Below are 19,079 nucleotides of genomic sequence, written 5' to 3'. Positions count from 1 at the left end.
GTGCCATCGATGAATCTGGCATGGACGGAAGAACAGCTGATGCTTCAACGTATGGTCAGGCAGTTTGCAGAGGACAAGGTTGCAAAAGCGACGGATCAGATGGAAAAAACAGATGAGTTTCCGCTAGAGCTAGTGAAAGAGATGGGACAACTCGGGTTGATGGGAATTCCTATTCCTGAAAAATATGGTGGTTCGGAAATGGACTTCACGTCTTATATTTCTGTTATCCACGAACTTTCACGTGTGAATGCATCGGTCGGTGTTATCCTCTCTGTCCACACATCGGTAGGGACAAATCCGATTCTTTATTTTGGTACAGAAAAGCAAAAGCAACGATTTATTCCTAAACTTGCATCGGGAGAATATTTAGGTGCTTTTGCACTGACTGAACCAGGGGCGGGAAGCGATGTGTCCCGGTTAAAAACAACGGCTGTGAAAAAAGGAGCTCATTATCTTTTAAATGGTTCCAAAGTATTTATTACAAATGGTGGTGTAGCAGATACATACATCGTTTTTGCTAAAACAGATGTTTCCAAAGGGAGCAAGGGCATTAGTGCGTTTGTTGTTGAAAAATCAAGTCCTGGACTGATCGTTCTTCCAAAAGAGAAAAAGATGGGCCTGCATGGTTCAAATACGACTCCACTTTCCTTTGAAGACTGTCAAGTACCAGTGGAAAACTTGCTTGGTGAAGAAGGTGACGGATTTTCAATAGCGATGGCGAACTTGAATGCGGGTCGAATCGGAATCGCAGCTCAAGCTCTTGGTATTGCTGAAGGAGCACTGGATTTAGCCGTAAAGTATGCGAAGGAACGAAAGCAATTTGGAAAGCCAATTGGAGAAATGCAGGGAGTAGCCTTTAAGCTCGCGGAAATGGCGACGAGTGTGGAGGCAGCGAAACTCTTAGTCTATCAAGCGGCCAATATGCGTTCCAGAGGCTTGTCTCCTATTAAAGAGGCAGCGATGGCTAAATTGTTTGCTTCCGATACAGCCATGAAAGTCAGTACCGATGCAGTCCAGATTTTTGGCGGCTATGGGTACACAAAAGATTATCCCGTCGAACGATTTTTCCGTGATGCAAAAGTAACGCAAATATACGAGGGAACGAATGAAATTCAACGAATTGTGATTGGAAATCAGTTGTTGAAAGACTAATTGATAAATAAAGACTATAGCTTGTAGTTTAATTCGAACGAGAGGTGCTCGAATCCGCTCTAGGCGATTGCTTTTTCAAGTCCAGAGAGAATAACAGTTACGTATACTGCCTTTATAAAAAATTATTGTTTGGAAGAATCCGCGAGACTCCTGTGGAAGAATGAGCCAAGCGAGACCCCGCAGAGCGTTCGTTTGCTCGAGGAGGCTCGCGGATCATCCACGGAAAGCGAGCGGTAATTCTTCCAAACAACCTTTACGAAAACAGACTAGGCATAGGGGGAAATGAACGATGAATTTTCAATTGACAGATGAACAGAATATGATTCGAAAAATGGTAAGAGATTTTGCTAGAAATGAAGTAGAGCCGACGGCAGCGGAGCGAGACGAGGAAGAGCGCTTCGATCGGCAAATTTTTGATCAAATGGGCGAACTTGGTCTAACAGGAATTCCCTGGCCGGAGGAGTATGGTGGAATTGGTGCTGACTATATGAGTTACGTCATTGCTGTAGAGGAACTGTCGCGCGTATGTGCATCTACTGGTGTGACGTTGTCAGCCCATGTTTCCTTGGCGGGGTGGCCCATCTATACGTTCGGAAACGAAGAACAGAAACAAAAGTTTTTACGTCCAATGGCAGAGGGAAAGAAGATGGGTGCTTACGGACTAACTGAGTCAGGTTCTGGGAGTGACGCTGCTGCGATGAAGACGACTGCGAAGCGGGATGGAGATGATTATATTCTCGATGGAGCAAAAATCTTCATTACAAATGGAGGCGAAGCAGATATTTATGTAGTTTTTGCTATGACAGATCACGATAAAAAACATAACGGGTGCACAGCCTTCATTGTTGAAAAAGGCATGGAAGGTTTCTCTATGGGGAAAAAAGAAAGAAAGCTGGGGATCCGTTCCTCTCCTACGTTGGAAATTATTTTCGAAGGGGTAAGGGTACCGAAAGAAAACAGGTTAGGCGAAGAAGGAGAAGGTTTTAAAATAGCAATGAGAACGCTTGATGGAGGTAGAAACGGCATTTCTGCCCAAGCAGTTGGGATTGCTCAGGGCGCGTTGGACGCTTCGATTGATTATGCAAAAGAGCGGAAGCAATTCGGGAAATCGATTGGTTCCCAGCAAGGAATTGGTTTTAAGATTGCCGAAATGGCAACAAAAATTGAGGCATCACGTTTGCTTACGTATCAAGCAGCTTGGCGGGAAAGTGAAGGATTGTCCTATGGAAAAGAATCGGCAATGTCAAAATTGTTTGCCGGGGATTCAGCGATGGAAGTGACAACCGAAGCAGTGCAAGTATTCGGAGGCTATGGTTATACGAAGGATTATCCGGTCGAACGTTATATGCGTGATGCGAAAATCACCCAAATATATGAAGGGACCAATGAAATACAAAGACTCGTAATAGCGAAGATGCTACTTAAATAATTTCGCATCTTTAACGGAAGGCACCAACACGCAGTTCGTTGGTGCTACCGGTTTATTAGCATTAACTGGAAGGGGGTTGCTCGTTGGATAAAAACAAGATAGATGCGCTGTTACTTGGGAATCAGAGGGCGCTGGCACAAGCGATTTCGCTCGTGGAGGATCGAAAGCCAGAGTATCGTGAACTGATGAGAGAGATCTATCCGAGAACAGGAAATGCGCATATTATCGGCGTGACCGGCTCACCGGGGGCAGGGAAAAGCACGCTCGTAAATGGTCTGGTACGGGAATGGCGAAGAGCCGGGGATACTGTTGCGATTATTGCAGTGGATCCAACAAGCCCTTTTTCGGGAGGAGCGTTGTTAGGGGACCGCATCCGAATGAAAGACCATGAAGAGGACCTTGGTGTGTTTATTCGAAGTATGGGCACGAGAGGGAGTCTTGGAGGGCTGTCAGAAGCTTGCCAAGACACTGTTCGATTAATGGAAGCGGCAGGGTTTGACCGTATTGTCATCGAAACTGTCGGTGTTGGCCAATCGGAACTCGATATCATGAAAACAGCAGACTCGATTGCACTTGTTTTATATCCTTCGGGCGGCGATGTTATCCAAGCCTTTAAAGCCGGGATTATGGAAATAGCTGATTTATTTATTATTAATAAGTCAGATCTTCCAGGAGTCGAACAATTAAAGGGAGAGCTCGAGGACCTGATTCATATTACTTCCAAGCCAAATTCATGGGACTCACCTGTTTTAATGACGGTATCTACGGAAAAGTCGGGGATGGTAGATGTGATTCAGGCGATGGAAAACCATCATCAACACCTCGTTTCTACTGGGGAAAAAAGAGAAAGACGACGAGATCAAAAAGCGGTTGAAATCGAACGACGTCTCGCAGAACGACTGAAAGAACAGTTTATTCCATATATTGAAGAAACGTTGAATACACTGGAAAATGATAAAGAAACTCAAAGTGATGATCCTTATGATATAGCCGAGAAAATTTACAAGCGTTGGATTAAAAACGTGGCAAGGAGTGAGTAGAGAGGACAAACGTTTTGAGACTTGGTCCTCCACCCGCAAAAAACAACATGACGTTAAAAGTAACCTACTATATAAAAGCTCGAAATCAACTGACTTTGATACGCAAATGCCCAAAAATATTTGCTGAAGGTGAGGGAGCGACAATGACCATTTATTCATCCACGTGCCCCATACGTTTTGTTACCGCATCTAGTTTGTTTGATGGACACGACGCGTCGATAAATATTATGCGACGAATGCTACAGGCGTCAGGAGCTGAAGTGATCCATCTGGGACACAATCGATCGGTGGAGGAGGTAGCGGAAGCCGCCATTCAAGAAGATGTCCAAGGGGTGGCGATTTCTTCTTACCAAGGTGGACACGTAGAGTATTTTAAATACTTGTACGACGAGCTGAAAACACGAGGTGCAGGTCATATTCAACTATTTGGTGGCGGTGGAGGAGTGATTATTCCTTCTGAAATGAAACAGCTTCATGACTATGGGATTCGGAAAATCTTTTCTCCGGAAGACGGTCGTCAATCTGGTTTGCAAGGAATGATTAATGAAATGATGGAAGCCTGTGACTTTTCAACAATTCAAGAAAAAGAACTCTCGAAAGAAAAGCTTCTAAGTAAAGATCGGGCTGCTGTCGCAAGGTTTGTGACGATTGCAGAGAAACGAGCGTTTAAAGAAGCATTAAGTCCCAAGGAAGAAGAGGCATTTCAAACGATCGTTTTAAATCAGGAAAATCCATATGCACCAGTCTTAGGAATAACAGGGACAGGCGGAGCGGGGAAGAGTTCATTAACGGATGAATTAGTGAGAAGATTATTGAAAGCATTTCCAAATAAAGAAGTCGCGATTCTTTCGGTCGATCCAACGAAAAAAAAGACGGGTGGGGCGTTATTAGGAGACCGGATTCGAATGAACGCAATACATAACAAGCGCGTGTATATGCGGTCTCTTGCGACAAGGGATAGTCGTCAGGAATTATCGAAAGCAATTACAGAAGCTATCCCTGTAGTGAAACGGGCTGGATATGATCTTATCATCATCGAAACAAGTGGAATCGGTCAAGGGGATGCGGCGATTAGTGATGTAGCAGATGTATCCATGTACGTGATGACAAGTGAATTCGGAGCGCCATCACAATTAGAAAAAATAGATATGATTGATTTTGCAGATGTTATTGCGATTAATAAATTTGATCGAAAAGGTTCAGAGGATGCATTAAGGGAAGTAAGGAAAGCATTTCAGCGGAGTCACCTTCGTTTTGAAGAGGATTCAGTAAAAATGCCGGTATTTGGAACGATGGCTAGTCAATTTAATGATCCGGGGACGAATCGGCTTTTTTACGAACTTGTGCAGGTCATGAACAAAAAATGCGATCTTGCATGGGCAACTGAGCTTGGCAAAGACGATGAAATCAAACTGCGACATGCAATTATTCCACCGGATCAGATTCAATATTTGCGCGAAATATCCCAGACGGTAAAGAATTACCATGAAGAAACAGAGAAAGAAGTGAAGAAGGCCAGACGATGGTTCCAAATTGAGGGAACTTTAAATGCGCTGGAAGAACATGAAGAAATTGCGGTGGAACGGGGTCCTTTACTAGAGCTTAAGGATCATTATCATCAAACACTTATTCCTGACGTGAAAAAAGAACTGGAAAACTGGGAAGACAAGAAAAAGGCGTATGCCGACAAGCAATTTATTACAAATATTCGTGGGAAAGAGATAGTCACGAATTTAACGACTAGAAGTTTATCGGGGATAGAGTTCCCGAAAGTGTCGTTGCCGAAGTTTGCTGACTACGGAGAAATCTGTCGTTGGATTCGAGAGGAGAATGTTCCGGGAGAATTCCCGTTTACTGCTGGCGTGTTTCCATTTAAACGAAAAGGCGAGGATCCGAAACGGCAATTCGCAGGAGAAGGAAGCCCTGAGCGGACGAACCGTCGTTTTCATTATTTATCAAAAGGGGATGAGGCAAAAAGATTGAGTACGGCCTTTGACTCTGTGACACTTTATGGAGAGGACCCGGACCATCGCCCAGATATTTATGGGAAAGTCGGCGAGAGTGGTGTGAGTATTTGTACGTTGGAAGGTATGAAAACATTATATAACGGCTTTGATTTAATCGATCCTGCCACTTCGGTTTCGATGACAATTAATGGACCAGCTCCGATTATTCTTGCAATGTTCATGAACACGGCGATTGACCAGCAGATGGAAAAATTCCGTGGAACAGAAGAACGAGAGCCAACCGAGGCAGAACAAAACGATGTGAAGGCGAAAACATTGTCAGTCGTTCGAGGAACTGTTCAGGCAGATATTTTAAAAGAGGATCAAGGACAGAACACATGTATTTTCTCTACAGAATTCGCGTTACGAATGATGGGGGATATTCAGCAATACTTTATAGATCATGACGTTCGAAACTATTATTCTGTATCGATAAGCGGCTACCACATTGCCGAGGCAGGGGCAAATCCTATCAGCCAATTAGCCTTTACATTGGCAAATGGGTTTACCTACGTGGAATATTATTTAAGCCGTGGGATGGATATTAATAAATTTGCACCGAATCTATCTTTCTTTTTCAGTAACGGATTGGACCCGGAGTATACCGTGATTGGCCGTGTTGCCCGCAGAATATGGGCGATTGCGATGAAAAAGAAGTACGGTGCTAATGAACGCAGTCAGAAACTAAAGTACCACATACAAACGTCAGGACGTTCCTTGCATGCGCAGGAAATTGACTTTAATGATATTCGGACAACGATCCAAGCATTATTAGCGATTTACGATAACTGTAACTCGCTTCATACAAACGCATATGACGAAGCAGTCACGACACCTACAGAAGAGAGTGTTCGCCGGGCAATGGCGATTCAATTGATTATTACGAAAGAGATGGGGTTAGTCAAAAATGAGAACCCGCAGCAAGGAGCCTTTATTATCGAGGAACTTACAGGTTTGGTCGAGGAAGCGGTTCTGCTTGAGCTGGATCGAATGAACGATCGCGGAGGCGTTTTAGGAGCGATGGAAACGCAGTACCAACGTGGTAAAATTCAAGAAGAATCACTGCTGTACGAAACAAAAAAACACAATGGAGAGCTGCCGATAATTGGAGTGAATACGTATCTCCATCCAAATCCTCCTTCCGAAGCAGACTTCAACATGGAGTTAGCCAGAGCCTCTGTGGAAGAAAAAGAAGCGCAAATTAATCAGTTAAGGACATTCCAGGAGAAACACAAGTCATCATCCGATAAAGCACTTAAAAAATTAAAAGAAGTGGCACTCTCCGGAGGGAACTTGTTTGAAGAACTAATGAAAACCGTCCGAGTAGCAAGTCTCGGACAAATAACCGAAGCCCTCTACGAAGTAGGTGGGCAATACCGAAGAAACCTGTAGAATATTTTGTTGTCGCAATATATTTTAAGCAATGAGCGTAACTACTGCATCTCTTAAAGAAACAGCGACCAAAGCCATTAATAAAATCTAAAAAAGTTACTTCATTCTATCTTACTTACAAGCTTTTAAAGCACTTCTGTATAAGCCATTAATTCAACAATTAAAAAAATCATCTGGAAAGTCTCTCTTGCTCTAGCATAAATAACTATAATGTGTTTATAATGGAAGGTATGGATTTAGTGCTATTAATCCAAGTTCAAAGAAATCATTTTGAACAACTTTATTATTAATAATGAACCAATTAGATATATGACTTGATGAACCTTTAATTTTTGAAACTGAAAGGAAGTGCCTGTTTTTATGAGTATTAAGGATTATACAGAAGAACAAATTAGTGAAATGTCCATGCTTGAAGTGGGTTATGAACTTCTTGCTGAACAGAAGTCACCTGAAGAGTATCACGGGTTATTGAAGCGAGTAGGAGACATAAAGAACCTAAATGACGAGTTGCTGACAAACCGAATTTCCCATTTGTATACGGAAATGTCGGTAGATGGTCGATTCGTAAATATCGGTGACAACCGTTGGGGACTTCGTTCTTGGTATCCGTTTGATCAAACGGAAGAAGAACTTTCTCAAGCGGCAACAAAAGCTCGTAAGAAAAGAGCGAAGGATAAAGAAGAAGAAGATGACCACTTTGATGAAGATGCTATTGAAGTAGATGAATTCGAAGACCTGGAAGATGAGCTTGATGATCTTGCCAATGAAGATGATACAGACTTTGATGAGTTAGATGATGACGATGAGGAAGAATTCCCTGCAACCGGGGACGACAAAGATTTAGAAGACGATTCCGAAGAGTATTAAGAAATGAGGCACTTTCTATTTTATAGAGAGTGCTTTTTTTTGTGATAAGAATTTATAAAATTGGCAGCTATCTTTACGCCACGCGTGTCAAGGGAAAACCACCTCCTTTCGAGTAGCACCTACACGCATTACGTAGGTGCTACTCGGGGTGGCGAAAGATAATGCTGTATTTAATAAAAGACGGCTGTGCCGTTTTTCTTATGTGAAAGTCAGTCCCAGTATCTCGATAGAAATAAGGACGAACATAATTCAATCCATTTAGTTATTTTTATACTTCCTACACATAGGTTTAGTAGTGAAGTCGAATAAGACTGGAAAGGGATTGGTTTACTAATGACTAACGAGAAAAACAACCGAAATCGGAAAGAAAACGATAATTTCGTAAAAAAAACATCTCAAGAAACCACAGATCTTTTTGGCAATACTGTAGACTCTGCGGGGAGAATAATCAAATCCGTTTCAGGTGAAGGCGGACTTGTTGGGAAAACAACAGATGCCTCAGGACGAATCTTAAAAGGCACAGCAGGTAAAGCAAATAATGTTGTTGGAAAGACATCGGAAGCGCCTGGGAAAATGTATAGAAGTGTGACTAATAGAGGGAAAAAAAGGATTCGGAAAAATAACAATGTGATGGCGTTGACTTTTAAAAGAATAAGTCTAAAAAGGCGGCAGGGGCGAACCTTGCCGCTTCATTGATGAAAACAACCAGACTTAAAGTCTCTTTAATTACGGTTTGCAGTCATAAACGAGTAGAATGAGGCAGAAACAAACTTGACTTTTACCTGAAATCCGGCTAGAATCATTTTTGGGCTTCACAAAATCGTTTTATAAAATACTACTTAATATATAACCAAATCGAAAGCGCCCCCTGTCTGTTTACATGTGGACAAGGGGCCTTTTGTTTTTGTTTGAATAAAAGATAGCTATCAAGGTTGCTAAGCTACTTTAGCCGCTTTAGAACCACGCTCCATTGCGATATGCTCCTGTGTATTCTTCTTTCGAGAAACATTCCTTTCGCCTAAACGAATAGTGTTGGGCCACGAAGAAAATAATGAGTCGAAGAGAAGAGTTAACAGACCGAAATTCAAACGGATTTAACATCAAGTTACCCCAATAAAACACAAAGTGAGGAATAGACCATGTCAACGAAATATATTTTTGTCACAGGTGGAGTGGTGTCGTCATTAGGGAAAGGCATTACAGCTGCCTCTTTAGGGCGACTCCTCAAAAACCGAGGCTTGAAAGTTACCATCCAGAAATTTGATCCATATATCAACGTCGACCCTGGAACAATGAGTCCGTATCAACATGGTGAAGTGTTTGTTACAAATGATGGGGCAGAGACTGACTTGGATTTAGGACACTATGAGCGTTTTATCGACATTAATTTAGGTAAATTCAGTAACGTAACAACAGGCAAGATTTACTCTTCTGTTCTGAAGAAAGAACGTCGCGGAGACTATCTTGGTGGAACGGTCCAAGTTATCCCTCATATTACGAATGAAATTAAAGACCGCGTTTTTCAAGCAGCAAAAGAAGGCAGCCCAGACGTTGTCATCACTGAAATTGGTGGGACTGTCGGGGATATTGAGAGCTTACCTTTCCTTGAAGCGATTCGTCAAATCAAGAGTGATGTGGGCGCAGAAAATGTGATGTATATTCACTGTACCCTTATCCCTTATTTAAAAGCAGCCGGTGAAATGAAGTCGAAACCAACGCAGCACAGTGTGAAAGAGTTACGCAGTTTAGGCATTCAGCCAACCGTGATCGTTTTGCGAACAGAGCGACCTGTACCGGAGGAAATGAAAGATAAGATCGCTCTTTTCTGTGATATTGATCGACATGCGGTGATTGAAGCGGGCGATGCAGATACCCTGTATCAAGTGCCATTAGACCTTCAAGCGCAGAAATTCGATACATTCGTTTGTAATTATCTTAATTTAAAATGTAAAGAAGCAGATATGACCGAATGGAAAGCACTTGTAGAACAGGTTCAAAACTTAACGAAAAAAACACGCATCGCGCTCGTAGGGAAATACGTCGCGCTTCAGGATGCATACTTATCGGTTGCGGAAGCATTAAAGCACGCTGGTTACAAATACGATGCTGATGTGGAAATTGAATGGATCAATTCCGAGGAGGTCACGAAAGAAAATGTGGCTGAAAAGCTAGATGGCGTAAATGGTATTCTTATTCCAGGTGGTTTTGGTGATCGTGGAATCGAAGGTAAAATTGTTGCTCTCGAATATGCACGAGTAAACAAAGTCCCTATGCTCGGTATTTGTCTTGGTATGCAGCTGGCATCAGTGGAATTTGCTCGTAATGTATTAGGCTTAAAAGGAGCTAATTCTGCGGAACTGAATCCAGATACAAAGTATCCAGTCATTGATCTTCTTCCAGAACAAAAAGACATAGAAGATTACGGCGGAACATTACGTTTAGGACTTTATCCGTGTAAATTGCAAAAAGGTACGAAAGCTTTTGAAGCGTATGGGGAAGAAGTCGTTTATGAACGTCACCGTCACCGCTATGAGTTTAATAATGAATACCGCGAAAAAATGGAGAAGAAAGGCTTTGTTTTCTCTGGTGTTAGTCCGGATGGACGACTCGTTGAGATTGTTGAGCTAAAGGATCATCCTTATTATGTTGCTTCTCAATTTCACCCGGAATTCGTCTCTCGTCCAACACGGCCACAGCCTCTATTCAGAGAATTTATTAAAACAACATTAGGTGAAAAATAAAAAACTGGCCGGAAGAAAACCTCTTCCGGCCAGTTTTTTTTAAGAGATAATTTATAAAATTAGCAGCTATCTTTACGCCACGCGTGTCAAGGGGAAACCACCCTCCTTTCGAGTAGCACCTACACGCAGTACGTAGGTGCTACTCGGGGTGGCTTTAAAGATAACGCTGTATTTAATAAAAGACGGCTGTGCCGTTTTTCTTATTTTATTCATGTTCCTCAAGCATTTCTGCCACGGCAAAATAAAGCTGATAATAAATTTGAAGGGCAATCAGTAAATGAGGGTTACCAATTCGTGCGCCAGACTCCATAGGGACGAGTCCTTTGTCGACACCAGTAAAAAAGGCAAAATCACATGTGTCTATCCATGTCTGTGACTGATCACTATTTTCCTCAATGGTCTCATGAGAATAAATGGCGATAATGGAAACACTCGAATCTTTCACAATGTCAATGACGTCATTAGCCCAACTACTATGCTTTGACGGAGATACAATCACGAGTGTATCCATTTCCGAAAGTGTAATTTCTTTAGACCACCTTTTACTTCCGGATAAACCATCTGTACCAAAGCATGCTTGAGTAATAATTCCATCCATTTCTTTTTCTCCGGTCCAGTAGAGGTGACCGTCACTTACGATACTTTGCGCCATCACTCTTGCAGCATCTTCTAGTTCTTCTTCATAATCAATTAATTTATTAACTAACCCTTTTACTTGTGTATCAAATATTTTCAAGGGAACATCCTCCTTTGGAATTGGAACATTTCAATCTGATATTTTAGCGGTCAATTTTAAGTTTTACATAATATAAAACTCGGAGAAGCGAAAGCTGTCGACTCAAGGCGATTCGAGTCTATGTTCAAATTAAAAACAAAATCCATTAATTTAAGATAACTTATATTAAGTTTAAAGGACTAATATATTTTGCGAAAGGTTGGTTCTTTTTTCCCGGTAATTGTTAAAAAGTACAAAAAATTGCAGTGTTTCTCTATGTTTATAAACTTAACTGTGATAAAATCGTTACTATATACCTAATGTTGATGCATAATAGTACTAGATAAAGTGATGATTATCAAAAACTGAAAGAGGAATTGTCAAAGATTGAATAGAATTACTATAATAGCGAATTTATCACATATTTTTTATAAGTGTGCAACATGTTCTGATATAAATGAAGTGGTTATAGACGCGTTATCGAATAATTATATCATTTTTCTTAGAACCAATCTTAATAATGGATTTAAATAGGGGGGATTCAGTATGAATAAAAAACTACTGATAGTTGATGATCAATTTGGAATACGTGTGCTTTTAAAAGAAGTATTTGAGAAGGATGGTTATGAAACCTTCGATGCCTCTAATGGAAAACTGGCACTATCTATTATTAAGAAGGAACAACCGGATTTAGTTTTACTGGATATGAAAATTCCGGGGATGGATGGAATCGAGATTTTAAGGGAAATAACTAAACAAGAGCTTAAAGCGAATGTTATTATGATGACTGCATATGGAGAGTTAGAGATGATCAACGAAGCCAAAAGACTTGGTGCTTTAGAACATTTCTCCAAGCCTTTTGACATTGATGAAGTACGTACTCGAGTGCAAGATTTCTTTCAATATGAATTGTAAGTGAAAGCGATTTTTCAGATTTATGATAATATTCGCGTGAAAAACATGCTGTATGCTATAATGGGTTTGTGAGTCTACCTGACACAGATTTTTGCTATGGTGATGATATACATAGCTTTATTTACACAAACGTCCGAAGTGAACAAATGACAAGATGTTCCTGACTGAATGACTATCTTATTATTTGTATGCTTGTTTAGTGAACCATCCGTGCAGCGTAGACAAATCATGCACGTGAAAATTCTAAGGAGGAATACAAGAATGCCTTTAGTATCCATGAAAGAAATGTTAGAAACAGCAAAAGCGGAAGGTTATGGTGTTGGTCAATTCAACCTGAATAACCTTGAATTCACACAAGCAATTTTACAAGCTGCAGAAGAGGAACAGTCTCCAGTTATTTTGGGAGTTTCCGAAGGTGCTGCTCGTTATATGGGTGGATTCCACACAGTTGTAACAATTGTAGAATCATTAATGGCTGAATACGATACAACAGTTCCTGTTGCTATCCATTTAGACCATGGTTCAAGTTTTGAGAAGTGTGTAGAAGCGATGTATGCAGGTTTCACTTCTGTTATGATCGATGGCTCTCATTTCCCATTAGCTGAAAACATTGCTGTTACAAAGAAAGTTGTAGAGGTTGCACATACTCTAGGAATTTCTGTAGAAGCTGAACTTGGCCGCATTGGTGGACAAGAAGATGATCTTATTGTTGATGACGCTGAAGCAGCATATGCAATTCCTGCTGAGTGTGACGAATTAATCCGTGCAACAAACGTTGACTGTTTTGCACCTGCATTGGGTTCTGTACACGGACCATACAAAGGAGAACCTAACCTCGGTTTCGACCGTATGGAAGAGGTTTCTAAATTAACTGCTGTACCACTCGTACTTCACGGTGGAACTGGAATTCCAACGAAGGATATTAAGCGTGCTATTTCCTTAGGTACTGCTAAGATTAATGTAAACACAGAAAGCCAAATCACTTCTGCGAAAGCTGTTCGGGAAGTTTTAGCTGAAAAGCCGGAACTTTTTGACCCACGTAAATACATGGGACCAGCAAGAGATGCTATCAAAGCAACTGTTATTGGTAAAATGCGCGAGTTTGGTTCTTCTAACAAGGCTTAATTAGTTTATAAAAGGGTTGTCGCTCTTGAAAGAGAGCGACTTCCTTTACATGAAAAAAGAAAGCGTTATCACTAGGGAGGGGAAGAGAATGAAATTTTTTCTGGATACGGCGAACCTTGATGAGATAAAACAAGCGCACGAGCTAGGAGTTCTTGCTGGAGTTACTACGAACCCATCACTTGTAGCGAAAGAGGGCATTAATTTTCATGATCGATTACGAGAGATTACGAGTCTTGTATCAGGTTCTGTCAGTGCGGAGGTAATTGCCTTGGATGCTGAGGGAATGATTAGTGAAGGGAAAGAACTGGCAGCTATTGCCCCGAATATAACAGTGAAAGTTCCAATGACTTTGGAAGGATTAAAAGCTGTTCGGACGTTCAGCGAACTTAATATCAAAACGAATGTGACGCTTGTATTTTCAGCTAATCAGGCATTATTAGCTGCACGTGCAGGGGCCTCCTATGTATCGCCATTCCTTGGAAGACTTGATGACATCGGGCATAACGGTATCGAACTTATTAGCACAATTTCTGAGATGTTTGATATCCATGGAATCGCCACGGAAATCATCGCAGCCTCCATTCGCCATCCTCAACATGTCACAGAATCTGCGATGAACGGTGCTCATATAGCAACTGTCCCACTAAAAGTCATTGAGCAAATGGTGAAACACCCACTCACGGATAGTGGAATTGAAAAGTTTCTTGCAGATTGGAATAACGCAACGAATAAATAGATAGGTTTACCTTCATTTAAAAACGTGAATAGGAAATAGAGGGGCACCTTGAGAAAGGTGCCTTTCCCTATCTTCAAGTTTAGGGTAAAATGAAACCGTGTTAAAAAGAAAATTATTAATTATTCGAAAAAACCTTGTCTAATAGTATAGTACATCGTGTAGAATGGAAAGAAAGACTAACTAGAGTTGATTTTTAACCGAACTCAGTGTATCGCAGAAGGGAAGCTGTTTTATGGATAAACTATTGATAGAAGGCGGGCATCCACTTGAAGGAACCGTTCAAATCAGTGGAGCGAAAAATAGTGCAGTTGCACTTATACCTGCGGCGATCTTAGCCGATTCAACTGTGACAATAGATAATTTACCTGATATTTCCGACGTCGGAACGTTGGCGGATTTACTGGAGGAAATCGGGGGGAAAACAGAATTAGAGGATGACACCCTAGTGATTCACCCGGAGAATATGTTTGCAATGCCTATTCCTAATGGAAAAGTGAAGAAGTTACGTGCTTCCTACTATATGATGGGAGCCATGTTAGGCAAATTCAAGAAAGCTGTCATTGGTCTGCCAGGTGGCTGTAACTTAGGCCCGCGTCCAATTGACCAGCACATTAAAGGTTTTGAAGCTTTAGGCGCTAAAATTTCTAATGAGCATGGTGCCATTTATTTGCAGGCTGACGAGCTTATTGGAGCCAGAATTTATCTGGATGTGATTAGTGTTGGTGCGACAATCAATATAATGTTAGCCGCAGTAAAAGCAAAAGGTCAAACGATCATAGAAAATGCTGCAAAAGAGCCGGAGATTATCGATGTAGCAACACTGCTTACAAGCATGGGAGCTAATATAAAAGGTGCGGGAACAAACGTCATAAGAATTGACGGTGTTGACGAACTTTTCGGATGCAGACATTCGATTATTCCAGATAGAATTGAAGCGGGTACATACATGATTATGGCGGCAGCTGTAGGCAAAGGGGTGACAGTTGATAATGTAATTCCAATGCACCTTGAGTCTTTAAGTTCAAAACTTAGAGAAATGGATGTCGTTGTAGAAGCAGGGGATGACTCGATCTATATCGAAAGTAAACCTACACTGGATCCTGTTGATATTAAGACACTTGTATATCCGGGCTTCGCTACAGATTTACAGCAACCATTTACAAGTTTGTTAACGAAATCAGTAGGAGCAAGCATGGTAACAGATACCATTTATAATGCCAGATTCAAGCATATTGATGAGCTTCGCAGAATGGGAGCCTCGATAAAAGTTGAAGGGCGTACGGCACTGGTCAATGGTGGCTCTACGCTACAAGGAGCAAAAGTGAGAGCGAGTGATTTGCGTGCCGGGGCTTCCCTTGTTGTAGCGGGTCTCATGGCCGACGGCATAACAGAAATTACTGGTGTCGACCATATCGATCGTGGTTATGCATCTTTAGAGGAAAAATTGAAGGGATTGGGCGCAAAAATCTGGCGCGAAACCTTAACAGAAGAAGAAGTAGAGGAAGAAATTAGAAGCTCTTAACAAAAACCAAGCGGCTTTTGTTTAAATTAGTTCCTAACCCAGGATAGTTGAAAAGCTCGATGTAGCGAAGGCGTTGCCCACGGAAGGCAACCTCCTGGAGCGGATTCGAGCTTCTCTATTCAATGAAAACGACAATCTCTAAAAAACCGATAATTTTATAAATTCTTATCTTGTGAGAAAAACGCATAGCCTCTCTTACTTAAAATAGCTGCTTTCGTAAATCTTGTTCCTTTTGTACTTCACGGGGATGAGGCAAGCAATGTTAACGGAAAAACCTGATTTCCTAATCGTTAAAGCGAATTTGATTATTCTTGAACGAAGGTTACTTTCAGCGGAATTAGAAATTAGGCCCTTGTCTTCTAAGGAAATCTGTGCTTAGATAAGGGGTATGCAAGAAATAATGAACGACACCGTTATTTTCCCAATAGGAACGAATCAAATTTTACCTCAGGTTGCTTCAATTCTAACTTCTGATTTAACACCCTCATAAAATCAATATTACAATATGCTATTTTCAATATAATCAGATGAAGACGGTATTTCGAATCCTTATTAAATTGTGCAAAACGAATAAAGAAAAGGTGTGATCGCATGGGCGTTACGTTAACTGAAATGGAGCATATGAAGCTCAAAGAATTATATGTATTGGCGAAGGAACACAAAGTTTCTTACTATAGTACATTATCCAAAAAAGAGCTTATGTTTGCTATCTTTAAAAAGCAAGCCGAAAATGAAGACCTCATGTTTATGGAGGGTGTATTAGACATTGTTAGTCAGGAAGGGTTTGGTTTTTTAAGATCAAATACTTATAAACCCAGCTCCCAGGACATTTATATTTCCGCATCACAAATTAGGCGTTTTCAATTACGGAATGGGGACCGCGTATCAGGAAAGGTACGTAAGCCTAAAGAAAATGAACGTTATTACGGACTTTTGCAAGTAGCAGCAGTTAACGGGGAAGACCCGGAAAAGGCAAGTGAAAGACCTCATTTCCCTCAATTGACACCACTTTATCCAGATAGAAAACTAACACTGGAAAATCAACCATCGATGATCGCATCCCGAGTTGTTGATATGATTTCACCAGTTGGTTTCGGTCAACGCGGACTTATTGTTGCTCCCCCAAAAGCCGGTAAAACCTTGTTGCTTAAAGAAATAGCGAGCAGTATCGCGGAAAATCATCCCGATATGGAATTGATCGTTCTGCTCATTGATGAACGTCCAGAGGAAGTAACAGATATGGAGCGTTCTGTAAAAGGAGAAGTTGTCAGTTCAACATTTGATGAATTGCCGGAAAACCACATCAAAGTGGCGGAATTAGTACTCGATCGAGCGATGAGACTTGTTGAAGCTAAAAAAGATGTCGTTATCCTCATGGATAGTATTACGCGTCTGGCAAGAGCATACAACCTCACAGTACCGCCAAGTGGGCGTACGTTATCCGGTGGTATTGATCCAGCTGCTTTCCACCGTCCAAAACGTTTCTTTGGTGCCGCACGTAATATTGAAGAGGGTGGAAGCTTAACGATCCTGGCTACAGCACTTGTCGAAACGGGTTCTCGCATGGATGACGTTATTTATGAGGAATTCAAAGGAACAGGTAATATGGAGCTTCATCTAGACCGTAAGCTAGCAGAGCGTCGTATCTATCCAGCCATCGATATCCGCAGATCAAGTACACGTCGTGAAGATTTACTTTTACCGAAGGCGCAGGTTGAAAATCTTTGGGCAATTAGGAAAACGATGAATGATTCGTCTGAATTCCTTGAGCGATTCTTGAAAAAAGTGAAAGATACGAAAACAAACGATGAATTCTTCGACACATTTGAGAAAGAAAAGGCATCGAAACCACGAGCACGCCAGACCTGAATTTAGCCACCTAGGTGAAAGTGCAGAGAAGTAAGTAGTAAACTAAACGCGTTTAAGACACTGAAAACGTTAGAGAAGAAATGGAACGTGTTAGAGTGGTAAATGATCATGTTAACCGTTCATTCGACCACGAAAGCGCAGGAAAAAACTTCAAAACACTTTTTCCTAAAAACAACAGTTGCATTATAGTCAATCTGTTGATATAATTTCGTAATGTGTGATACTGTAACTCTGTTTCGAAAGATTCAGGGCGGAAGGAGATGAAAAGCATGAAACAAGATATTCACCCAAATTACCAAAAAGTTGTATTCAAGGACACAAGCTCAGGCTTCATGTTCTTAACTGGTTCAACTAGAGGTTCCAAAGAGACAATTGAGTGGGAAGACGGCAACACGTACCCACTTCTAACAGTCGAAGTTAGTTCGGATTCTCACCCATTCTACACTGGTAAACAGAAGTTTGCTGATGCAGGTGGACGTGTCGATAAATTCAAGAAAAAATACGGCATGTAATAGTATCCAAATAGGATTATCAAAACAGGCAAGAATTCTCTTGCCTGTTTTCTTATGTATAAATTGAAATACTAGTCCGGATCAGAAGCTGTTTTCAGACTAAATAAAACACTCCCTGATGTAAATACTAGGGATGTATTTGCAATGGCGAACTCTTACGAAACATGGAGCCAGGCTAGACCCCGCAAAGCTTAGCTTGATGAGGCTTGCCTTGATAGGGAAACAAAAAAACAAACAGATCGACTTATTTCTCAAAAAGCCATTGTATTCGAAATCATAGAAGCACTATAATAGAGAAGTCATCTATTTATAAAAGCACTTTTAATATAGAATTTAATTTTTGAATAATATAATTTGTTTAAGTTTTTAAATGAGATGATTGAGATCGAAAAGAACGGGAGAGTCGTATATGAATTTAACGAGGAGAGAAGGATGGCTTGAAGTAGTTTGCGGGAGCATGTTTTCCGGAAAGTCGGAAGAACTGATTCGCCGCGTTCGCCGTGCTAGCTACGGTCGCCAAAAAATCCAAGTGTTCAAGCCTAAAATGGACAATCGATATGCTGAAAAAGAGGTCGTATCTCATAACGGGACAACAGTTTACGCAGTACCGATCCAACAATCCGCCGAGATCTTAGATTTACTTGAAAAAGGCACACAGGTTGTTGCCATAGATGAAGTGCAATTCATGGACGAAGAAGTAGTTAACGTGGTCCAGCATCTTGCCGACGAAGGGATAAGAGTTATCGTAGCAGGACTAGACCAGGATTTCAGGGGCGAACCATTTGCTCCAGTACCAATCCTGATGTCTCTAGCTGAGACAGTAACAAAACTTCAGGCTATTTGCCTCTCATGCGGATCGCCAGCAAGTCGCACGCAGCGACTAATTGATGGCAGACCAGCCTCTTATGACGATCCAATTATCTTAGTAGGTGCATCAGAGGCGTATGAACCGCGCTGCCGCCACTGCCACGAAGTCCCGGGACACCCGGCACTCGAAAGCATCAAACAAAAAACAACAGCTGCATCGAAATCATAACATTGAAAGTCTACCTGAAATG

The 19,079-nt window shown here is 41.3% G+C and carries 15 protein-coding genes; 14 read left to right on the top strand and 1 reads right to left on the bottom strand.

What is annotated here, in order from left to right; all coding sequences use genetic code 11:
* Positions 1–9: 9 nt before the first annotated feature.
* The 7 genes from ACHABW_RS21470 to ACHABW_RS21440 all read left to right on the top strand — a co-directional run bounded on the left by ACHABW_RS21470 (position 10) and on the right by ACHABW_RS21440 (position 10,627).
* Complete coding sequence (locus ACHABW_RS21470; RefSeq protein ID WP_435758422.1) at positions 10–1,152, top strand: acyl-CoA dehydrogenase; 1,143 nt, start codon at positions 10–12, stop codon at positions 1,150–1,152.
* Between the two features lie 289 nt (positions 1,153–1,441).
* Positions 1,442–2,581, top strand: a complete 1,140-nt coding sequence (locus ACHABW_RS21465) for an acyl-CoA dehydrogenase (protein WP_435758420.1) — start codon at positions 1,442–1,444, stop codon at positions 2,579–2,581.
* 83 nt (positions 2,582–2,664) lie between these two features.
* The gene (meaB, locus tag ACHABW_RS21460; protein ID WP_435758418.1) at positions 2,665–3,621 is read left to right on the top strand and encodes a methylmalonyl Co-A mutase-associated GTPase MeaB; all 957 of its coding nucleotides are present in this window, start codon (positions 2,665–2,667) and stop codon (positions 3,619–3,621) included.
* Between the two features lie 143 nt (positions 3,622–3,764).
* Entirely contained in the window at positions 3,765–7,019 is a 3,255-nt protein-coding gene (gene icmF, locus ACHABW_RS21455; RefSeq protein ID WP_435758439.1) for a fused isobutyryl-CoA mutase/GTPase IcmF, read from the top strand.
* A gap of 360 nt (positions 7,020–7,379) precedes the next feature.
* The gene (rpoE, locus tag ACHABW_RS21450; RefSeq protein WP_435758416.1) at positions 7,380–7,886 is read left to right on the top strand and encodes a DNA-directed RNA polymerase subunit delta; all 507 of its coding nucleotides are present in this window, start codon (positions 7,380–7,382) and stop codon (positions 7,884–7,886) included.
* A 333-nt stretch (positions 7,887–8,219) separates the two neighbouring features.
* Positions 8,220–8,582: a hypothetical protein gene (locus tag ACHABW_RS21445; RefSeq protein WP_435758414.1), complete on the top strand. Its 363-nt coding sequence runs from the start codon at positions 8,220–8,222 to the stop codon at positions 8,580–8,582.
* A 443-nt stretch (positions 8,583–9,025) separates the two neighbouring features.
* Positions 9,026–10,627 (top strand): CTP synthase, encoded by a 1,602-nt coding sequence (locus tag ACHABW_RS21440; RefSeq protein WP_110938314.1) that lies wholly within the window; start codon positions 9,026–9,028, stop codon positions 10,625–10,627.
* Positions 10,628–10,832: 205 nt separating this feature from the next.
* Here ACHABW_RS21440 and ACHABW_RS21435 read toward each other — a convergent pair whose 3' ends face one another.
* Positions 10,833–11,363, bottom strand: coding sequence for a DUF2529 family protein (locus ACHABW_RS21435; protein WP_435758411.1), 531 nt, complete (start codon positions 11,361–11,363; stop codon positions 10,833–10,835).
* A 525-nt stretch (positions 11,364–11,888) separates the two neighbouring features.
* On the opposite strand from ACHABW_RS21435, the gene ACHABW_RS21430 reads away from it, so the two are divergent.
* The 7 genes from ACHABW_RS21430 to ACHABW_RS21400 all read left to right on the top strand — a co-directional run bounded on the left by ACHABW_RS21430 (position 11,889) and on the right by ACHABW_RS21400 (position 19,057).
* The gene (locus tag ACHABW_RS21430) at positions 11,889–12,257 is read left to right on the top strand and encodes a response regulator (RefSeq protein ID WP_435758409.1); all 369 of its coding nucleotides are present in this window, start codon (positions 11,889–11,891) and stop codon (positions 12,255–12,257) included.
* A gap of 261 nt (positions 12,258–12,518) precedes the next feature.
* Complete coding sequence (gene fba / locus ACHABW_RS21425; RefSeq protein ID WP_110938318.1) at positions 12,519–13,382, top strand: class II fructose-1,6-bisphosphate aldolase; 864 nt, start codon at positions 12,519–12,521, stop codon at positions 13,380–13,382.
* Between the two features lie 88 nt (positions 13,383–13,470).
* The gene (gene fsa, locus ACHABW_RS21420) at positions 13,471–14,118 is read left to right on the top strand and encodes a fructose-6-phosphate aldolase (RefSeq protein WP_110938319.1); all 648 of its coding nucleotides are present in this window, start codon (positions 13,471–13,473) and stop codon (positions 14,116–14,118) included.
* 232 nt (positions 14,119–14,350) lie between these two features.
* Positions 14,351–15,640, top strand: a complete 1,290-nt coding sequence (locus ACHABW_RS21415; protein ID WP_435758407.1) for a UDP-N-acetylglucosamine 1-carboxyvinyltransferase — start codon at positions 14,351–14,353, stop codon at positions 15,638–15,640.
* A 591-nt stretch (positions 15,641–16,231) separates the two neighbouring features.
* The gene (gene rho / locus ACHABW_RS21410; protein WP_110938321.1) at positions 16,232–17,509 is read left to right on the top strand and encodes a transcription termination factor Rho; all 1,278 of its coding nucleotides are present in this window, start codon (positions 16,232–16,234) and stop codon (positions 17,507–17,509) included.
* 269 nt (positions 17,510–17,778) lie between these two features.
* Positions 17,779–18,021: a type B 50S ribosomal protein L31 gene (locus ACHABW_RS21405; protein ID WP_110938322.1), complete on the top strand. Its 243-nt coding sequence runs from the start codon at positions 17,779–17,781 to the stop codon at positions 18,019–18,021.
* Between the two features lie 409 nt (positions 18,022–18,430).
* Positions 18,431–19,057, top strand: coding sequence for a thymidine kinase (locus ACHABW_RS21400; protein WP_110938323.1), 627 nt, complete (start codon positions 18,431–18,433; stop codon positions 19,055–19,057).
* Positions 19,058–19,079 lie beyond the last annotated feature (22 nt).

The sequence above is a fragment of the Salipaludibacillus sp. CF4.18 genome, assembly GCF_051262595.1.
GTDB classification, from domain to species: domain Bacteria; phylum Bacillota; class Bacilli; order Bacillales; family Salisediminibacteriaceae; genus Salipaludibacillus; species Salipaludibacillus neizhouensis.
This window is presented reverse-complemented; position numbering and strand designations above follow the sequence as displayed.